The organism is Bradyrhizobium sp. USDA3010 (assembly GCF_056429065.1).
This window is the reverse complement of the sequence record NZ_JBWJZD010000011.1, coordinates 201,572-220,171: the sequence shown is the minus strand read 5'-3', so window position 1 is coordinate 220,171 and position 18,600 is coordinate 201,572. Positions and strand designations below refer to the sequence as shown.

The following is an 18,600-nucleotide window of genomic DNA, read 5'->3' as shown; positions in this document are numbered from 1 at the left end:
TGGGCGGCTAATGTACGGAGCTCATTGAAAGCCGCAAGGTCTGCAACCGCCCATGAACGATCAAGAGACAGCGGCAACGCTCGGCCCCTCCGACGACGAACTCGCGGCACATCCGACCGTGTTTGCGGCAGACGCGTTGGCCGGTCAGGTGGTTGTCGTATCCGGCGGCGCCGGCGGCATCGGCCGCGCCATCACGTGGCTGTTCGCCCGGCTCGGCGCGCATGTCGTGATCGTGGGACGCAATGCCGACAAGCTCGATGCGCTGGTCGATTCTCTCGGCCATCGCGGCCTCAAGATGTCTGCGCATGTTGCAGACATCAAGGATCCCGACGCGGTCAATGCGATGTTCGATGCGCTGTGGGGCGAGCATGGCTGTATCGATCACCTCGTCAACAGCGCCGGCGGCCAATTCCCGCAAGCCGCGATCGATTTCTCGATCAAGGGCTGGAACGCGGTCATCAACACCAACCTCAACGGCACCTGGTACATGATGCAGGCCGCCGCGCAGCGCTGGCGCGACCACAAACATCCCGGCAGCATCGTCAATATCGTCGTGGTCACGACGCACGGCCTCTACGGCATCGCGCACACGATCGCCGCGCGCTCCGGCGTGATCGGCCTGTCGCGCGCGCTCGCGGTCGAATGGGCGCCGCTGAACATCCGCATCAATTGCATCGCGCCGGGCGCGATCGAGACCGACGGCTGGAACGTCTACAGCGAGGCGGCGCGCGCCGCCTATCCACGCTCCAACCCGATGATGCGTCCGGGCACGCCCTGGGACATCGCGGAGGCCGCGGTCTATCTCGCCGCGCCCTCCGGCAAGTTCATCACCGGCGAAACGCTGACCGTCGACGGCGGCGGCCAGCATTGGGGCGAGACCTGGACGACCGGCAAGCCCGACTACTTCAAGGGCGACGAATAACGCACGCATACGCCGCCCGCGCTCCCTCGACTACTTGCCGTCGTCGAAGCTGACGATGACGGCGGCGTTCGCGATCAGGATCGGGTCGTTGCCGAGATCGGACGGAATCTCGAGCCCGCCCGCGATCGCCTTCACCGTCTTGGTGCCATAGGGCAGTTCCCTGGCAACGGCGTCGGTATCGACCGCTTCGGGATTTGGCACGGCGATTGTGACGTCGACGAACATGTCGTTCGCGGTCTTGCCGAGCATGCGGAAGAAGCCGAGGCTGGAATGGCGGATCGCATCCGAGACCGCACGCTTGGCGGCCTTGGTGGCGTCGCGGCCGTGGACGTCGACGCCCATGCCCATTTCGGTGATGCAGCGCACGCGTGTCATGAAACTTTCCTGTTGTCGTTGGCGTGAGAGACCTTCACTCCTTCGCCCTCCGCGCGCGCGGCGTCAAGCCAGGTCCTTCGCCTCGCTGACGCCGTTGTGATCGCCGTGCGCCAGCATCCATGCCGCCAGACCAGCGAGGATCGCCGCGGCAACCACCATGACGCAGGCCGCGCTCCAGCCCCATGCCGAGACGATGGCGCCGACCGCGATCGGTCCGGTCACCTGGCCGAAATTGCTGCCTGTCATCAGGAGGCCCATCATGACCGGCGCCATCGCCGCCGAGCGCGCCGCCGCGGGTGCGGGTCGAAACCGGCGCACCGTAACGCCGCGCTCGCGATGGAGGCCGATCTCTCCCACCGGCTCGACGAGCCGCTCGGCCCCGCCGCGCGCACGCAGACGCCCAAGATCAGGGGGGCGTAGCGAAGAAACACGAAGCTCAGCTGCTGCTGCGCGCCCCACTGCGGTCCGTTCGCAAGCGCCCCAATCCTCGGTCTCCCATCACGACGTCGAGAGGCCCTGCGCCTGCTGCTCGCCATTTCGCTGCGGTTCATCTCCACGGACCAATAGTGCGCGCGACCGATCCCGGTCTCGCAAGGAGCCGCGCACCATGCCGATCAGCCGCCGGCGAGCGCTGACGCTTGCCTCGCTTTTTATGGCAAGCCCGCTGCTCGGCACTGAAGGCCGCGCCGAGCCGGCGCCAACCGCCGGAGCGGCCACGTTTGACATGGCCACCTTCACAGCCGCCTCCGGCGGCGACGCCGACGCGGCCTTTGCCAAGGCGCTGGCCGCCATCGCCAAGGCAGCGGCTGATGCGAGCAAGGCGGGGCCGGTTCACATCGTCCTCAATCTGGAGAAGAACGCCAGCTACCGGATCAAGCGGCCGCTCGCGTTCCGGCAATTGCACGGCTTCGAGCTCAACGGCAATGGCGCACAGCTCATCAACACGGCACGCAGCGGGACCTTCGCGATCTCCGGCTGCAACCGCCTCACCGTCCGCGATCTCACCATCGACTACGACCCGCTGCCCTTCACCCAGGGAACGATCACCGCGTTCGACAAGCAGGCGGTCGACATCACGGTGAAGGTCGATCCCGGCTATCCCGATGATGCCGCACTGCTGGCCGCCTTCACGGATGGCTTCTTCAAGGTGATGGACCGCCGCAAGCGGGCGCTGAAGACCGGCGCCAGGGATTTCCTCTCACCGGCCCATGCCACGCGCCTCAGCGACGGCCAGATCAAGGTGCATCTGCGGTGGGGCGCGAACGATCGTTTCCCGAGCCAGCTGCCGATCGCGGTGGGTGACGTCGTCACCATCGCAAATGGCGGCGCGCATGCCATCGCGGTGGACTCCAGCGTCGCCACCAGCCTGATCGATCTGAAGCTGCTGGCCTCGCCGGGCATGGGCATCATCGAGAACGGCGGCGAAGGCTCGATGATGCTGCAGAAGGTCTCGGTCGTCCCGGGACCCCGGCCGAAGGGCGCGACGACCGACCGCCTGATCTCGACCAATTCCGACGGTTCGCACTTCACCGCGGTCGCGCGCGGTCCGACCACGGAGGACTGCAGTTTCGCAAACACCTCCGACGATGCCGTCAACGTGCACGGCTTCTACTACTACGTCGTGGCGAAGACCGCGCCGCGGCGGTTTCTGCTCAGCCCAAAATGGGACGTCGGCCTTGCGGCCGGCGACGATGTCGAGAGCTGCGACCATGCGACGTTTCGCTCACTCGGACGCGGCAAGGTCGAGCAATTGACCAAGCGCCACGCGCCCGAGCTGAGGGCGAAGATCGCCCAGCTCTGGAAGAACAGGAGCCCGACCACCCAGCCGGATCTGATCTACGACGTGGTCCTGCAGCAGGACCTGCCGCTCAAGACCGGCGATGCCATCACCTCGCTGACGCACATCGGGTCCGGCGCCACCGTGCTGCGATGCAATTTCCACGCCTGCGGCCGCGTGCTGATGAAGGCGCCGAACGCCATCGTCGAGAACTGCCAGTTCACGTTCTCGACCGGCGTCGCGCTGCAGGCAGGGAGCGGCATCGGCTTCTGGTCGGAGTCGGGATTTGCCGAGAACCTCGTGTTCCGCAACAACCGCTTCAGCCATTGCGTCAACGGCGCCAATGAGCTGACCAGCGGCAGCGGCACGCTCGGCACCATCTATGTCGGCATGGTGCCGCCGGAAGGCGCCAAGGGATTTCAGGACAATTTCCAGAACCGGCGCGTCATCATCGAAGGCAATCACATCGACGATTCCTACATCTACGCGATCTTCGTCAGCAATGCCGACGGCGTCAAAATCGCCGGCAACGTAATCGGCCAGACATTTCTGCGCGGCGGCGCGTTCGGGGCCGGCGGCTTCTTCCATATCAAGCCCGACAGCGCGATCTTCGTCGGCCGCGCCAGAAACGTCGAGATCAGCAACAACGTCGCCGCACACGGCCGGATCGCGACGAATGCGGTCGCGATCGACGTGACCTGCGACAAGCGCGCGGTGCATCTCGCCGGCAACAAGCTGGCTTGAGCCGGCACAACGCCGCTTAGCGCCATTCCCCGACTTTGCCCTACCCCTGATTCTGCAGCACCGTGATGTGCAGACGGCGGCGGACCTTCATGCCCTGGCGGCGGTAGAGCGCGATCGCCGAGACGTTGCTGGTGAAGACGTGGAGGAACGGAATCTCGCCGCGCGCCACGATCTGGCGGCCGACCGCCGACAGCAGCGCCTGCGCATAGCCGCGGCCGCGATGGTCCGGATGCACGCAGACCGCGGTCATCTCGGTGTAATTCCCGGGCTTCATCCGTTCCCCGGTCATCGCGACCAGCTCGCCGCCAACGCGAATGCCGAGGAAGGTGCCGAGCTCATGCGTGCGCGCGCTGAACGGTCCGGGTTTTGTCATTTCCGTCAGCGCCATCATCGCGGGAACTTCGTCGGCGCCGAGCGTGACGATCTCGACGCCGGGCAGAGAAAACTCCGCCGGCGGGCCGATCATCTGCTCGCCGGTCTCGGCCAGCAGCACCTTGAACTTCGGCGGCACCGTGACCGGATCGGGCGTGAACAGTACCGCGATATCAGGTCCCGACAGCAGTGCGCCGAGCGCGGCAAAACTATTGGCCGACATGTCGACCATGTCGGCGAAGGGTGCGATCGCGACCGGAAAGCGCCTTGCCTCGGCGCCGCCTTCCGCGAGGCCTCGTTGCCTCGTGGTCAGCGCGCTCCAGATTGGGCGATCAAGCGGATGGATCGGCGGGACTTCGGACATGCGGCGCTTCGCTCCTGATTTTCCTAGAACAGAGCAAGAAGCGCCGAAAAAATCCAGCGTGGCGTGATGTCGTTGCGGCTCACAATCACGCCAGCAGGATTTCGCCGTGCCGAACCGATCCTTAGGCGACCTTCAGGCAGAGCTCGGTACCGCCCTTGAGCGGCAGCGTGATCGACACAAAGCCATTTTTGGGATCGCGCACGAACTCCAGAAAATCCGCCTCGGCATTGTCGTTCATGACATAGCCACCGACGCGAAGCTGCGGAGCAACGATCTCGATCACCTGGCGGGCGAGTGTCGGTCCCTTCTCGCCGGGCCAGCCGTCGATCAGGATGAAGTCCACGGGCCCCCCGAGATCGCGCAGCGTCTGGCGCGCATCGCCCTCGCGGATCTCGGCATAGTCGGCAAGGCCGGCCTCGGCGAGATTGCGCTTCGCGGTTGCTACCTTGGCCGGCACGATCTCCGAGCCGATCACGGTGCCGCCGCCATTGTCGCGCAGCGCAGCGGCGAAATACAGCGTCGACATTCCGACCGACGTCGCGAACTCCGCGACGCGTTTGGCGCGCAGGCCGCGGCACAGCAGATAGATCAGCTCGCCCTGCTCCGGATGGATCGAGAAGCCCTGTTCTGCATAGTCGAGCGGATCGCGGCTCATCGTCGGATTGCCGCGCGGACCGCCGGCGGCCGGCCTGCGGCGCGTGGCCTGCAGGCGCGCGATGACGGCAGCGACGCGGGCGTCGGCAATCGCGCTGTGCGGTTCAGCGTTGTACATGAAGGGTCTCCCTTGCGGCTGCGTCATTGCTGCAAGATTTCAGCGGCGGCGCGGTCGAGGATTTTCGCGATGCGGCGCGCCTCGGCGGCATCGCAGCCGCGCTTCTGGCGCAGCGCGCTCTTCAGGGCGTGACGGGCGCGGTGCACGTCGTCGGAGGATTCGCCATCGAGATCGCTCACGCCGGCGAAGGCTTCGCGCACCTCCTCCATGCGGCCGCCGATCCGCGACAGCGCCTCGAGAATGGTGTCAGCGGTAGCGCGGTTCTCGGCGAGATGCGCCTTGCCCTGCTCGGTGATGCTGTAGAGCTTGCGCGCCGCATCCTGGGTAACGCTGGCGTGGCCGATCTCCTCGAGGAAGGTCAGCGCCGGATAGATCACGCCCGGGCTCGGGCTGTAGAAGCCGTCCGACCGCTCCTCGATTTTCTTGATCAACTCGTAGCCATGCGCCGCCTGCTCGCCGAGCAGCGCCAGGATGACGAGCTGCAGGTCCTGCGACGAGAGCCGCCGCGATCCCGGAAAGTCGCCGCCGCCACCCCGCCCGAAGAAACCATGGCCACCACGGCCGAAGCGATGGCCGCCCCGGCCGTGCCGTCCCATGGCGAAGAACCCAAACCGGAATCCGTCATCGTCCCGGCCGCCAAACATCGATCGTCTCATTGGTCATTCCTTACTGAAAACATATCTTACGATATATCTACAGATGAAACGGCGGCAACCCACATTTTCGTGAGTGGCTCCCGCCCCCAGCCGGGTCGGCAGCTTGGAGACTTGCTTTAGGTCCTTAGGGTTCGTGAGCGATCACTGCCGCCCCTCGTCCAACGTTGGAGGAGATACAGGGCGATCATACCGATAGGCCAACAGATGATGAACGTCCGCTCCCAGGCCTTGAAGTCGCTGTACTCGGCGAGCGTATGTGGTTGGCCCTGCTTTCCACAATATCCGCTGGCGCACACGTGCAGCGGAGCATCTGGAAACCTGACGAGGCCGTAGAGGAAGAGCGCCGCCATCAGAAGTACAATGCAATACATCACGACGCGCGCTGCGGTGATGTTGCTAAGCCAATTCGGAAGGGTATTGCCCATGTCGTAAATATGCGACGCTGAGGGTGAACATTCCACTCAACCCCGCGATTCATGCGCCCCAAGACCTTCGAAGCTCATTGCCTGCGCCTGCCCGCCGCCACCAAGGTGGTGCAATGGGAAGGCACGTCGGTGTTCAAGGTCGGCGGCAAGATGTTCGCGCTGGCCGGCGGCTTCATCGCGAGCACCGGCGGCTTCATGTTCAAGACCTCGAACATGGCCTATCAGCTTCTGATCGAGCAGGAGCTCGCGCGGCCGGCGCCGTATCTGGCGCGTGCCAAATGGGTGCAATTGATCGGCAACGACGTCCTGCCCGACGCCGAGCTCAAGGCCTATCTCGATCAGGCGCATGCGCTGATCGCCGCGAAGCTGACGCGCAAATCGCGCGAGGCGCTCGGGCTCGATTGATGGGCCGAGCCGCAGCGCGGTTCAGCCACCCAGCGGCTCGTCGGAATCGCCCGACAGCAATTTCGGAAACAGCTCCTTGAAGGCGAACTTGTCGTCGCCCTTGGCGCGATGGAAGCGCAGTACGACGTCGAACCGGCTGCTCTCCCATTTGGTGGGCGGCTTGCCCCTGCTGACTGGTATCAACGGAAGGACGTCGGCGATGATCGCCTTGTGCTCCCAGCACAGCAGCACGACGCCGTTCAGCGCCAGCAGCGCCTTGACCAGCGCCGGCTCATCACCTTTGCCAAAACCTTCGTTGGGCGTCGCGCCAAGACGCGCCGCCAGCGCCGAGATCGTCTCAGCGGGACGGCTGCTCGGCCCCCGGTTGGGCGTGGTGCCGGGCGTCGCGGCATAGATCGCGTCAGGCTTGGCATAGTCGCCGCTGGCGACGTCGCTGCCAAACAACACGGTCCATGCGCCGGCGCGTTGCCAGCCGCGCAGGACAAGCAACTCGGTATCGGGCACACCGTCCGCGGTGAAGCTGGGCCCCGGCCAGCCATCATCAGGCTTTTCGGCGTGACGGATGATGAAGAGCGTGAGTGCGTCCATGGCGTCCTCTCGGGCGAAGATGTGTTGCTGGCAAGGGCAATTTCGATCCTAAGCTGGCGGCATACTCCCCTTCATGAACAGCGTCACAATTTGCGAAAACTCGACCGGTACTGCGCTGGCGACACGCCGAGCCGCTCGCTGAACACGATGCGCATGCGGTCGGCCGAGCCGAACCCGCAATCGAACGCAACCGCCTTCAGCGGCCGGTCCGAGCCCTCGAGCAGCCGGCGCGCGGCGTCGACCCGCGCGCGTTCGACGAATTCATGCGGCGTGAGGCCGGTCTCTTGCGCGAAGGCGCGGCCGAAACTGCGCACGCTCATGCCGACGGCCTCGGCCAGCGTTTGCAGGGTGTGGCGCTCGCCGACACACTGCATGACATGCGCCTGCGCGCGCGCGATCGGCGAATCCTCGTCGACCGGCGCGGTGAGATAGGGGCTGAACTGCGACTGGCCGCCCTGGCGTTGCGCCACCACGACCAGCCGCTTGGCCACCGCGACCGCGACCTGCGGCCCATGACGCTCGGCGACCAGCGCGAGACCGAGATCGATGCCCGCGGTCACGCCGGCAGAAGTCATCAGTCTGCCGTCACGAATATAGATCCGGTCGAAGATCACCTCGGCGGCCGGGAAGCACGCCGCCAGAAGCTGCGCGTTCTGCCAATGCGTCGTCACCTTGTGCCCGTCGAGCAGCCCGGCATGGCCGAGCGCGAAGGCACCGGTGCAGATCGAACCGTAGAGCTCGGCGCGCGCGGGCGCCCCGCGCAGCCACTGCGTCAGCGCCGGATCCGGCTTGGTATCGGGCAACGCCGGTCCGCCGGCAACCAGCAGGATGTCGAATTTCTCGTCTGCCTCATCGAAACTGAGGTCGGCTGATATCTTCATGCCGTTCGATGCGCGCAGCGGTTCGCGGCTGGTGCCGACCAGCACCGTCTCATAGCCGTCGCCATCAGCGACAAAACCGTTGGTCTCCGCGAACACGTCGACGGGGCCCGCGATATCGAGTGCCTGAACCCCTTCGTGAATCGCGATCGCGACCTTCTGAACCGCCATGCCTTCTCCCTGCCCCAGCCTTTCCTTGCCTGTGGCGCGAAACGATGTCTCGTTGGCCCGATCCGGCGGCGCACGATCGTTGCGGGATCAGGCCAAGACGGGCGACAAGCACACCACGGATCACGCCACGAGGCGATCCGAACACACCGTAGAGACGAGCGCTGGCGCGCCCCGCGTGTTTCGCACGCCACGGTATCGTCTTGCCATATCGAGGAGCGTCTTGAAATGACCGAGATCATCGCCGGCATCCGTGTACCCGACAGCGCCATGGCCCGCGCCGCGACCCAGCTGGTCCGCGATACCGAGGACGACCTGCTCTATAATCACAGCCGCCGCGTGTTCTTCTGGGGCGCGCTCACCGGCAATCGCCGCAAGCTGAAGTTCGATCCCGAGCTGCTCTATATCGGCGCCATGTTCCACGACATGGGCCTCACCGCCGAACATGCGAGCCCCGATCTGCGCTTCGAGGTCGACGGCGCCAACGCCGCACGCGACTTCCTCAAGGGCTACGGCGTCGCCGAGCGCGACATCGAGGACGTCTGGGCCTCGATCGCGCTGCACACCACGCCCGGCATCCCCGAGCATATGCGTCCGACCATCGCGCTGGTCACCGCCGGCGTCGAGATGGACGTGCTCGGCATCGCCTATGACGACTTCTCGCACGAGCACCGCGACCATGTCTGCGCGCATCATCCGCGCGAGGCGAACTTCAAGGAGAACATCATCGATCATTTCGCGGCCGGCACCATCAAGAAGCCGCTGACCACCTTCGGCAACGTCAAGGCCGACGTGCTGGCGCTGAAGGACATGACTTACACACGGGTGAACTTCTGCTCGATCATCCTCGGCTCGAAATGGCCGACGTGAAATGAGCCGCCCGCCCTGGCCCTCATCAGCCGGGACGAAGCCATGCTCAATCCGCGAACAATGCCCGGACGTCCTCTTCCGTGAGCGCGGCGCCGATGCGTCCTTGCGAATCGAAAATGCTGTCGGCCAGCGCGCGCTTGCGGGCCTTGAGTTCGTCCATCTTCTCTTCGATCGTACCGGTAGCCACCAGCCGATAGACAAAAACGGCCTTGTCCTGCCCGATGCGATGAGCACGGTCGATCGCCTGCTCCTCGACTGCGGGATTCCACCAGGGATCGAAGATGATCACGGTGTCTGCGGCGGTCAGGTTGAGTCCGACGCCACCGGCCTTCAGGCTGATCAGGAACAGGTCGGTGACGCCGTCCTGAAACTCCTCGATCGCGCGCCTGCGGTCCTTCGTTTCGCCGGTCAGCACGTTGTACCTGATGGCGAGCGCGTCGCAGCGCTTGCGGATCAATGCCAGCATGGAGGTGAACTGCGAGAATACGATGATCTTGCGCTTCTCGCTCAGGAGTTCCTCGATCATCTCCATCAGCCGATCGAGCTTTGCAGACGGACGCTTGACGCCGTCGTCGAGGTTCAGCAGCGCAGGGTCGCAGCAGGCCTGACGCATCCTGAGAAGGGCTTCGAGCACAACAATATGGCTCTTGGCCAGGCCGCGCTCCCGGATCGCCTTGCGGACCTTCTCTGACATCGACAGACGGATGGCATCGTAGAGTTCCCGCTGGTTGCCTTCGAGAACGACCCTTTCGGTGAACTCGCTCTTCGGCGGCAACTCGGCGGCCACCTCGTGCTTGGTCCGCCGCAGCAAAAACGGGCGGATGCGCTGCGTCAGCGCCCGTGCGCGTCCGACGTCGGCACGCTTCTCGATCGGCGTCCGCCAGTTGCGCGCGAACGCCGCCCGATCGCCGAGATATCCCGGGATGGCAAAGCTCATGATCGACCAGAGTTCGCCGAGATGATTTTCCATCGGCGTGCCGGTCAGGCAGAAGCGATGCCGCGCACGGATGTCCTGGAGCCGCCGCGTCGTCACCGCGTTGGAATTCTTGACGGTCTGAGCCTCGTCCAGTACCGCGATGTGCCATTCACGCGCCAGCAGCACCTCGTGATCGCGCGCGATCAGCGGATAGGTCGTCAGAACAAGATCGTGATCGCCGATCGCTTCGAAACTTTGCCTGCGGTCGGGACCGTGCAGGACGAGAACCTTCAAGCCTGGCGTGAACTTGCGCGCCTCGTTGAACCAGTTGGTCATCAGGCTTGTGGGAGCGACGACGATCGCAGGATCCGTCAGATGACCGCGCGCCTTCTCCAGCGCCAGCAACGCCAAGATCTGGACGGTCTTGCCCAATCCCATGTCGTCCGCCAGCACGCCGCCCAAGCCGCTTTCCCTGAGCAGGTCGAGCCAAGCCACGCCCTGTGTCTGATAATGCCTCAAGGCCGCATTGAAATCGGGTGGCAGGACCGGATCAGGCAATCCGCGGGCGCCGAGCAACCCTGCCATGCGGCGAAGACTATCTGCTCCTCTAAAGACGAAGTGATCGGCTTCGAGACCGAGCAGCGGCACGATCTGTGCGCGCGACAGCCGGAACTTTCCCGAGGTAGCGACGAAGGTTCCGCTCAGAGTAAGGCTATGGAGCGCCAATACAAGCGGAAGGAAGCGATCGGCCGCCAGCGCCAGATAGCGGCCGTCAGCCAACGGCAGGTAGACGCTATCGCCATCCTCCGCGAGTTGCTTGACCGTCTCGGGCGCAAATCCGGGTTGCGATACCAGCGCCGCCACGAGCGGGGCGAGATCGCGGCGCTCGCCGTCGATCTCGATCCCGAGCGCAAGCTCGAACCAGTCGATACCGCTGCTCTCGAAGTCGGCATCGAACACCCCGGATGAGGTCGCGAGCCGGTACGGGAAATCGTCGTCGATGCGGATTTCGAGACCGGCCGCCTGCAAATTGGCCGCATCAACATTGAGGAAGTCGAGCCAATCGGTCGACTGCGCGAAGGTCAGATCATACGCATGCGCGAGATCAAGCTGCAGGAAGGCCGATCTCACTTCGACCAGGCCGAGACTGGTTAGTCGTGCAGTCATCTCCTTCTCTTTGGTCTTGCGTCGCGTGACGACGTAGAGGATTCCGTCCCGGAACAGCTCCACCCGGTGGGCGCTTTCCGACCGTTCGATTTCGACCGGGCCGTAGCGGAAGCTGAGGCGGGCCACCGGCACGCGGTCGGGCGTACCGTCGCCATAGTAGTAGTAGGCATGAGCCGCCTTGCGCCCCGACATCAAACGAAGCACCGGCTTTGGGTCCGTGTCGATCTTGGTGGCGGCGGCCGGCGGCGCGGGCAACCAGCTGTGATCCAGGCTCGGTAACTTCTGGCCAAGGCGTTGCACGACTTGCGCGACATGGGCATGCGGGATGGCTGGAGCCAACAGAAGCCGGCTGCTCAGCCGCTCCGGAAGATTCAACGTGATCGGCCCGATCAATCCGGCGGCGGCGTCGACGTAGACCGGCGGCTCGGCATTCAGCGCCGTTGCGCCCTCGACGATCAGCAGCGGAGCAATGCCGTCCCTGGTGACCTGACGCCACGCGATGCGACCGTTGCGCGGACCGCCCCATTGCAGCGGCGCACCGCTGTGATCGCGCCAGAACGCCCGCCCCGTCGCGACGACCTGTTTCAGGACATCAGCCGAATAGGTGCGTCGGCCGAACGTATGGCCGGACCGATACTCGCTGGACAACCTGATAAGGATGTCGATGTCGGAACCAAGGTAATATTTCGGAGCACGGTCGACCGAAAATTCGTTCAAGGATGGCTGCGACACCTTGCTGCCGAACTCGCCGGTCTTCAGGATCTTAACGGATACCAGCGACACATCCATGCAGGGGGTACCACCACCCCCTACCCCCTCGGGCTGCAGGTAGTAAAGCAACCGCTGTGTGACATCGTGCGGATATTCCGTGTTCCGCATCGACCGGCCGACCGTCTCGATCCATTCCGCGATTTGGTAGGGCAGCACCGCGTCAGGCCGCGACTGCCCGTTGCCCGCGGCGCTTCGCGGCTGCTGCAGTGCCACGCCGGTCGGCCGTACAGGCGAATGCAAGGCTTCAAAGAGCGTCGCGGCAACGTGCTTGCAGTTCACGGCCATTGGACAGGTGCAATCGCCGTCGACGTCGACCAGTCGATTGCCGTCGAACTCCAGCTCGATATCGACCTGATAGGGCTTGCGTTCGGTTCCGCTTACCTGCGCCTGCACGCGGGTGAGATCCGGACTGACCACCAACGCCGAGACACGGCCCTGAGCACGGTAGGCAAAGGCCTTGTCCACAGCCGACCGGCTGAAGAAGCCGAGGATGTCCTTCTGTTTCAGTCGCTCGGAAAGGTTCGGAACGTCGGGCATCAAGGATTGCGGTTTCAGGAACGTGGCGGCGCCGGGACAATCCACCATTAGCAGGCGGAATATGTCGGCCAAACGGCATCGACGAGTGCCTGCCCTGCTTCCACACCTTCCTTTGTCGCCGGCCGCGGCACATTGCGGTCGGCGGACGCCCGCAGTCTAACTGCCGTGCGCCGGACCGCGGTCCGGCCCAGGATCGCGACCGGCGGCCACGAGCGCGAGCCTGGCAAGGTAGTGCGTCCAACCCTTGCTATGGCTCGCGCACTGCTCGGCGTTCGGCAGGCCGCTATGGGTCATCCGCAACAGCGTGCCGCTGTCCTTGTTGATCAGGTCGATCTCGATCAGGCTCGATCCCGGAGGGACCTCGGCGCCGCCCTCCCAGCCGAAACTGTAGGCGAGACGATGCACCGGCACGACCTCGCGAAATGCGCCGCGTGCCGCCCGCGACAGATCGCCGGAGACGCCCTTGAGCAGATAGAGTCCGCCGGGATGCAGCTCGGTCTCGGCCTCGAGCCCCATCCAGCTCACGATCTTCTGCGGATCGGTCAGGAAGGCGAACACGGTTGCGGGCGGCGCCGCGATCTGGATCTCGCGTTGAACGATGAAGGCTTCAGTCATCGATCCTTCCTCCATTGACGGTGGGTCTTCAGGGATAATTCGTGACAAGGGTGGCGCATCAACCCCATGATGGGGTGATGCGATTGTCCTCGACGTTGAGCTGGCTGGTCGACGCCGCCGCCGAGACCGCGGGCGCCAACCGGTTGCTGGCGGACCTGGGTCGCCACCTTATCACGGATGGCCTGCCGCTTGCCGGCGGCGCGCTGACGCTCGAAGTTCCGCACCCGTTGATCGCCCGGCGCACCTGGCTGTGGCGCGCCGGCAATGGCGAGGTGATCGAGGCGCTCGGCTTCGCGCCGGAACAACCCTTTGCGATGCCCGATATGGTCGGATCCGGCGATGCCGGCCGGCGCTGGCTCAATAGCCTCGCGCCCGGCCCGATCCACGAGGACACCATCGGAACGCGGCCGGATGGCCCGACCCTCGGCTGGATCGGGACCCGTGCCTTCACGCCGGCCGAGGCGGATCAATTGCGCGAGGCGGCGCGCTTCACGGCCGCACCGCTCGCCGCGCTGGCGGCGCGCGCGACATTGACGGCGGCGCTTGAAGCCTATCTCGGCCGGCGCAGCGCCGCGCGCGTCCTGGCATCGCCGTTGCGGCGCAACACCGGTGAAACCATCCGGGCGGCGCTGCTGTTTGCCGATCTGCGCGGCTTCACCGCGCTCTCCGAAAGCCACCCGCCGGCCGAGGTGATCGCCGCACTCGACGCCTGGTTCGACCGCATCGCCGGCGCGATCCACGCCTTCGGCGGCGAGGTGTTGAAATTCATCGGCGACGGGCTGCTCGCGATCTTTCCGGTCACGACCAGCGCGCGCAGCGCATGCGAGGCAGCATTGCGCGCGGTGTCGGCGGCCCGCGTCGGCATGGCGCATCTCGATACCGAGCGGTGCAAGCACGGCCTGCCGCCACTGCCATTCGGCGTGGCGCTGCATCTCGGCGAGGTACATTGGGGCAATATCGGCGCCGCCGACCGCCTCGACTTCACCGCGATCGGCGCCGCGGTCAATCTGGTCAGCCGGCTGGAAGGCCTGTGCAAGCCGCTGGAGCAGACCGTGCTGGTGTCGGGCGCGCTTGCCGCCGAGACCGAGACGCCACTGGTCGCGCTCGGCACCCATGAGCTGCGCGGTATCGCACGGCCCTGCGCGGTCTTCACCCTGCCGGAGGGATGAGCCGGTCATCGGAACAGGCGCAACCACGGCGCCAGATGAAATGCGCTCATCAGCGCGTACATCGGGACCATCCCCTGCAGCGAGAGCGGCCCCTGCATGGCGCCGCAGATCATGTCGGCCGGCGCCAGCGCGGCCACCAGCGCCATCACGGCGAAGGTCGGCGCCGCCGCCAGCGACAGCCAGCGCGCGACCATGGCACCGCGGCCGCCGAACCGGCCTTTCAACCAATCCTCATGTGTCTCGATTCCGGTCATCATTCGACCTCTCTGGAGATGATCCATGTCGTCATGTGCTAGGTTAGGACCGGGCCTCGGAGGACGAGAGTGACAAGTGTGTCGGGATTCGAATGGACTCGCTGATTACGGCTGCGGCGCGCGCGCTCGCGGCGGGTGATCCCCTCGGCGCACTGAAACGGGTAGCCCTGCGCGACGATGCGCCGGCGCTGGCGCTGCGCGGCATCGCGATGGCCCGGCTCGGCGATTTCACCCGCGCCAAGGAGCTGTTGCGGCGCGCGGGCCGCGCCTTCGGTCCGCGTGAAGCCATCGCGCGGGCGCGCTGCGTGGTGGCTGAAGCGGAGATCGCGCTGGTGTCGCGCGACCTTTCGTTTCCGAGCAAGAGCCTTGCTGCGGCGCGCGCGACGCTCGCGGCGCGTGGCGACGCGCTCAACGCCGCGCATGCCGGCTATCTCGAGATCCGCCGGCTGCTGCTGATCGGGAGCCTTGATGCGGCCGAACGCATGCTTGAAGACCTCGACCCGGCACCCTTCCCGCCGGCGCTGCGGGTCGGACATGAACTGGTCGTCGCCGGGATCGCGATGCGGCGGCTGCGGACGAAGCCGGCGCGCGAGGCCCTTGCACGGGCAAGGGATGCCGCGCGCCGCGCCGGCATCGCCGAGCTTGCGGCCGAGGTCGAAAGCACCGCGAACCTGCTCGCCACGCCGGTCGCGCGCCTGATCGCGCGCGGCCATGAGCGCCCGCTGCTGCTCGCGGAGGTCGAGGCCCTGATGGGATCGAAGGCGCTCGTCGTCGATGCCTGCCGCTACGTCGTGCGTGCTTCCTGGACCACGGTCCCGCTGACGCGGCGGCCGGTGCTGTTCGCGCTCGCCCGTGCGCTCGGCGAAGCGTGGCCGCAGGACGTGTCGCGCGGCACGCTGATCGCACGCGCGTTTCGCGGCAAGCATGCCGATGAATCGCACCGTGCGCGGCTGCGGGTCGAGATCGGACGACTGCGGCGGGCCTTGCTGCCGCTCGCCGATCTCAGCGCGACGCCTGACGGCTTCGTGCTGGAGCCGCATGGCCGCCGCGAGGTCACCGTGCTGGCGCTGCCGGTCGAGGAGGAGCACGCGGCGGTGCTGGCGTTCCTCGCCGACGGCGAGGCCTGGTCGAGCTCGGCGCTGTCGGTGGCGCTGGGCGCGAGCCAGCGCACCGTGCAGCGCGCGCTCGACGCCCTGGCCGCCACGGGCAAGGTGCAGTCGGTCGGCCGCGCCCGCGCAAGGCGCTGGATGACGCCCCCGGTGCCGGGATTCACGACGACGTTGTTACTCCCTGCCCCGCTGCCGAACGGCTAGAATCAGGCCGCAATCACAGGAGCGCCGCATGAAGAAGTCCGAGGCCGAGATCATCCGGGAATATGCCTTCGAAGGCGTCGAGAGCGTGGGCGGCGTCAGCTTCGACGGCGAGCAGGTCTGGTTCGCGGCCGGCGGCCGGTTGGTCGCCTTCGATCCCGACAGCGGCAATACCACCCGCACCCTCGACATCGCGGCCCATGCCGGCACCGCCTTCGACGGCAAGCACCTCTATCAGATCGCCGAGGACCGTATCCTGAAGATCGAGCCGAACAGCGGACGCGTGGTGTCGACGATCCCCTCACCCGGCGGCGGCCGCGACTCCGGTCTTGCCTGGGCGGAAGGCTCGCTGTGGGTCGGCCAGTATCGCGATCGTACCATCGTTCAGGTCGATCCGGACACCGGCAAGGTCTTGCGCACCATCGAAAGCAACCGGTTCGTCACCGGCGTCTCCTGGGTCGATGGCGAACTCTGGCACGGCACCTGGGAAGAGGATCAGAGCGACGTCCGGCGCATCGATCCGCAAACCGGCGAGGTGATGGAACGGCTCGAGATGCCGCAAGGCGTGTTCGTCTCCGGGCTTGAGTCCGACGGCAAGGACCGGTTCTTTTGCGGCAGCGGCTCGACCAACAACAAGGTGCGCGCCATCCGGCGGCCGAAGCGCAGCCGCGCGTGAAGCAAATGACTTCACGCGCGCACCGGACTTACGCCGGCGCGGGCACCGCCGCTGGCCGCGCCGCCGGAATCGGCCGGAAGGTCATCATGATCAGGAACGCGCCGAGGCCGACGGCCCAGGAGCCGACATAGAGCCACGTATAGCTCGCAAAGGTGTCGTAGATCAGGCCGCCGGCCAAGGGACCGGTCGCCATGCCGAGGCTGCCGGCCATCGCGGTGCCGCCGATCACGGTGCCCATCATCCGCAGCGGGAAATTCTCGCGGATCAGCACGGAGTACAGCGGCATGGTGCCGGCATAGATGAAGCCGAAGATTGCCGCGACCGCGTAGAATGCGGCCAGCTCGCGCACGAAGACATAGCCGAGCGCGCCGAACGCCTGCGCCAGCAGCCCCAGCACCAGCACGCGCTTGGCGCCGAAACGGTCGCCGAGCAGGCCGAAGGCGATGCGGCCACCCATCCCGGCGAGCCCCTCCACGCTGTAGATCGTCACCGCGGCGACCATCGGGATGCCGCAGGTGACCGCGTAGCTCACCGTGTGGATGATCGGCCCCGAATGGGTGGCGCAGCAGAAGAAATTGGTCGCGATCAGGATGATGAATTGCGGCGAGCGCAGCGCCTGCGCCAGCGACATCGACGGCTCGCCATTCGTGCTCGCCGCTTCAGCGTGGCCGCCTTGCAGCGCCGGCGGGCGTCGGACCAGGAGCGAGACCGGGATCATGATCGCGCCGACCACGCCTGAGACGATCAGCATCGACGTCCGCCAGTCGTGGTTGGAGATCAGCCAGGCCGCGAGCGGCGACATCGTCATCGGCGCCATGCCCATGCCGGCCGACACCAGCGAGACGGCAAGACTGCGATGGGTGTCGAACCAGCCGGTGACGCAGGCCATCATCGGGGCGAAGATCGCGGCCGTTGCCGCGCCGACCAGCGCGCCGAAGAGAAACTGAAATGCCAGCAGCGACGGTGCCTGGCTTGCCAGCGCGAGGCTTGCCGCCAGCACGACCGATCCGGTCAGCACCACCGGAAGCGGCCCGAAACGGTCAGACAGCGTGCCCCAGATCATGCTGGTGAAGGCCATTGCGAGGAAGCCGATCGTCATTGCGCTGGAGATGCCGGTCACCGACCAGCCGGTCTCCCGCGCCATCGGCTGCAGGAACACCGGCAGCGAAAACATGCCGCCGATCGCGACGCAGCCAAGCAGGCCGCCGGCCGCGACGATCACCCAGCGATAGGCTGAATTGGTCATTCCGGAACTCCCATGCAGTGCGTTCTGTCTGGAAGACGAACGGACCTGGGTGAAACCGACAGCAGACGATCGCCCTGGCTCACTTTTTTGCGAGCGTGGCGGGCCACTATCGCGATACCCGGGCTACCGTCAGCGACCAGCCAAACTGCATCCGGGCTGCGGGCGCGATCACGCCGAGTGGCCGAACCTGCGTGATGCCATGTGCGGCTTCCCTTTGAGCAGGATGCAACCATGCTTGATCGAGTCTATCGGCGCGGCGCTGAAGAATTCGTCAAGCACACCCCGCTTGCGTCACCTTGCATCGAGATCGGCGCCGCCGCCACTTGACATTCAGAGGTTGCAGGCGTATTTCGGCGGCCCTCGCGAGCGCTACGTTGGCGAACCTATGCGAGCGAAGCGATGCAACCGATACCGCAGCAAGGATACGAACGGATCCGCCGACTGTCAGCCAGTCTACGGCCGATCGTCTGCGCATGCCCGGTTCATGGGAGCGGTCTCGCTTAGGCGCGATCGACAATCCGTACTTCACGGACCCTCCCGAGCCAGCCGCTTCGGAGGGTTTTTTGTTGCCCACGCGCGGCTTGGTCCGAACACCAAAAGCGACAAATCCCGAATGGCCGTGC

18 protein-coding genes are annotated in these 18,600 nt (G+C 65.8%); 7 read left to right on the top strand and 11 right to left on the bottom strand.

Features of this window, described 5'->3' with window-relative positions; translation table 11 throughout:
- The first annotated feature begins 52 nt into the window (after positions 1 to 52).
- Complete coding sequence (locus tag AC066Y_RS19495) at positions 53 to 922, top strand: SDR family oxidoreductase (protein ID WP_478275294.1); 870 nt, start codon at positions 53 to 55, stop codon at positions 920 to 922.
- A gap of 30 nt (positions 923 to 952) precedes the next feature.
- Here the strand turns inward: AC066Y_RS19495 and AC066Y_RS19490 are convergent, their stop codons facing one another.
- Both AC066Y_RS19490 and AC066Y_RS19485 read right to left on the bottom strand, forming a co-directional pair.
- Positions 953 to 1,297, bottom strand: coding sequence for a Lin0512 family protein (locus AC066Y_RS19490; protein ID WP_229170061.1), 345 nt, complete (start codon positions 1,295 to 1,297; stop codon positions 953 to 955).
- 63 nt (positions 1,298 to 1,360) lie between these two features.
- Positions 1,361 to 1,654: a hypothetical protein gene (locus AC066Y_RS19485; RefSeq protein WP_478275293.1), complete on the bottom strand. Its 294-nt coding sequence runs from the start codon at positions 1,652 to 1,654 to the stop codon at positions 1,361 to 1,363.
- Between the two features lie 250 nt (positions 1,655 to 1,904).
- On the opposite strand from AC066Y_RS19485, the gene AC066Y_RS19480 reads away from it, so the two are divergent.
- Positions 1,905 to 3,818, top strand: coding sequence for a right-handed parallel beta-helix repeat-containing protein (locus AC066Y_RS19480; protein WP_478275292.1), 1,914 nt, complete (start codon positions 1,905 to 1,907; stop codon positions 3,816 to 3,818).
- A gap of 40 nt (positions 3,819 to 3,858) precedes the next feature.
- On the opposite strand, the gene AC066Y_RS19475 is transcribed toward AC066Y_RS19480, so the two are convergent.
- The 3 genes from AC066Y_RS19475 to AC066Y_RS19465 form a co-directional block, all read right to left on the bottom strand.
- On the bottom strand, positions 3,859 to 4,554 hold the full coding sequence (locus tag AC066Y_RS19475; protein ID WP_478275291.1) for a GNAT family N-acetyltransferase: 696 nt from the start codon (positions 4,552 to 4,554) through the stop codon (positions 3,859 to 3,861).
- 121 nt (positions 4,555 to 4,675) lie between these two features.
- The gene (locus AC066Y_RS19470; RefSeq protein WP_478275290.1) at positions 4,676 to 5,326 is read right to left on the bottom strand and encodes an O-methyltransferase; all 651 of its coding nucleotides are present in this window, start codon (positions 5,324 to 5,326) and stop codon (positions 4,676 to 4,678) included.
- 23 nt (positions 5,327 to 5,349) lie between these two features.
- The gene (locus AC066Y_RS19465; RefSeq protein WP_478275330.1) at positions 5,350 to 5,970 is read right to left on the bottom strand and encodes a PadR family transcriptional regulator; all 621 of its coding nucleotides are present in this window, start codon (positions 5,968 to 5,970) and stop codon (positions 5,350 to 5,352) included.
- Positions 5,971 to 6,458: 488 nt separating this feature from the next.
- Here AC066Y_RS19465 and AC066Y_RS19460 point away from each other — a divergent pair, with 488 nt between their 5' ends.
- The gene (locus AC066Y_RS19460; RefSeq protein WP_478275289.1) at positions 6,459 to 6,812 is read left to right on the top strand and encodes an MmcQ/YjbR family DNA-binding protein; all 354 of its coding nucleotides are present in this window, start codon (positions 6,459 to 6,461) and stop codon (positions 6,810 to 6,812) included.
- Positions 6,813 to 6,833: 21 nt separating this feature from the next.
- Here AC066Y_RS19460 and AC066Y_RS19455 read toward each other — a convergent pair whose 3' ends face one another.
- Together AC066Y_RS19455 and AC066Y_RS19450 are read right to left on the bottom strand one after the other, a co-directional pair.
- Positions 6,834 to 7,400, bottom strand: coding sequence for a histidine phosphatase family protein (locus AC066Y_RS19455; RefSeq protein ID WP_478275288.1), 567 nt, complete (start codon positions 7,398 to 7,400; stop codon positions 6,834 to 6,836).
- 83 nt (positions 7,401 to 7,483) lie between these two features.
- Positions 7,484 to 8,449 (bottom strand): GlxA family transcriptional regulator, encoded by a 966-nt coding sequence (locus tag AC066Y_RS19450; protein WP_478275287.1) that lies wholly within the window; start codon positions 8,447 to 8,449, stop codon positions 7,484 to 7,486.
- Between the two features lie 225 nt (positions 8,450 to 8,674).
- Between AC066Y_RS19450 and AC066Y_RS19445 the strand changes: the two genes are divergently transcribed.
- The gene (locus AC066Y_RS19445; RefSeq protein ID WP_478275286.1) at positions 8,675 to 9,316 is read left to right on the top strand and encodes an HD domain-containing protein; all 642 of its coding nucleotides are present in this window, start codon (positions 8,675 to 8,677) and stop codon (positions 9,314 to 9,316) included.
- A 46-nt stretch (positions 9,317 to 9,362) separates the two neighbouring features.
- On the opposite strand, the gene AC066Y_RS19440 is transcribed toward AC066Y_RS19445, so the two are convergent.
- Together AC066Y_RS19440 and AC066Y_RS19435 are read right to left on the bottom strand one after the other, a co-directional pair.
- Entirely contained in the window at positions 9,363 to 12,707 is a 3,345-nt protein-coding gene (locus AC066Y_RS19440; RefSeq protein ID WP_478275329.1) for a DEAD/DEAH box helicase, read from the bottom strand.
- 156 nt (positions 12,708 to 12,863) lie between these two features.
- Positions 12,864 to 13,322 carry an SRPBCC family protein gene (locus tag AC066Y_RS19435; protein ID WP_478275285.1) on the bottom strand — a complete coding sequence of 153 codons (459 nt, stop codon included), beginning with the start codon at positions 13,320 to 13,322 and terminating at the stop codon, positions 12,864 to 12,866.
- A 77-nt stretch (positions 13,323 to 13,399) separates the two neighbouring features.
- Between AC066Y_RS19435 and AC066Y_RS19430 the strand changes: the two genes are divergently transcribed.
- Positions 13,400 to 14,491: an adenylate/guanylate cyclase domain-containing protein gene (locus AC066Y_RS19430; RefSeq protein WP_478275284.1), complete on the top strand. Its 1,092-nt coding sequence runs from the start codon at positions 13,400 to 13,402 to the stop codon at positions 14,489 to 14,491.
- 5 nt (positions 14,492 to 14,496) lie between these two features.
- Here AC066Y_RS19430 and AC066Y_RS19425 read toward each other — a convergent pair whose 3' ends face one another.
- Positions 14,497 to 14,685 (bottom strand): hypothetical protein, encoded by a 189-nt coding sequence (locus AC066Y_RS19425; RefSeq protein ID WP_229172537.1) that lies wholly within the window; start codon positions 14,683 to 14,685, stop codon positions 14,497 to 14,499.
- 152 nt (positions 14,686 to 14,837) lie between these two features.
- On the opposite strand from AC066Y_RS19425, the gene AC066Y_RS19420 reads away from it, so the two are divergent.
- Both AC066Y_RS19420 and AC066Y_RS19415 read left to right on the top strand, forming a co-directional pair.
- Positions 14,838 to 16,058, top strand: a complete 1,221-nt coding sequence (locus AC066Y_RS19420; protein ID WP_478275283.1) for a helix-turn-helix domain-containing protein — start codon at positions 14,838 to 14,840, stop codon at positions 16,056 to 16,058.
- A gap of 28 nt (positions 16,059 to 16,086) precedes the next feature.
- Positions 16,087 to 16,731 (top strand): Vgb family protein, encoded by a 645-nt coding sequence (locus AC066Y_RS19415; RefSeq protein ID WP_092113305.1) that lies wholly within the window; start codon positions 16,087 to 16,089, stop codon positions 16,729 to 16,731.
- A 28-nt stretch (positions 16,732 to 16,759) separates the two neighbouring features.
- Here AC066Y_RS19415 and AC066Y_RS19410 read toward each other — a convergent pair whose 3' ends face one another.
- The gene (locus AC066Y_RS19410; protein ID WP_478275282.1) at positions 16,760 to 17,977 is read right to left on the bottom strand and encodes an MFS transporter; all 1,218 of its coding nucleotides are present in this window, start codon (positions 17,975 to 17,977) and stop codon (positions 16,760 to 16,762) included.
- Positions 17,978 to 18,600 lie beyond the last annotated feature (623 nt).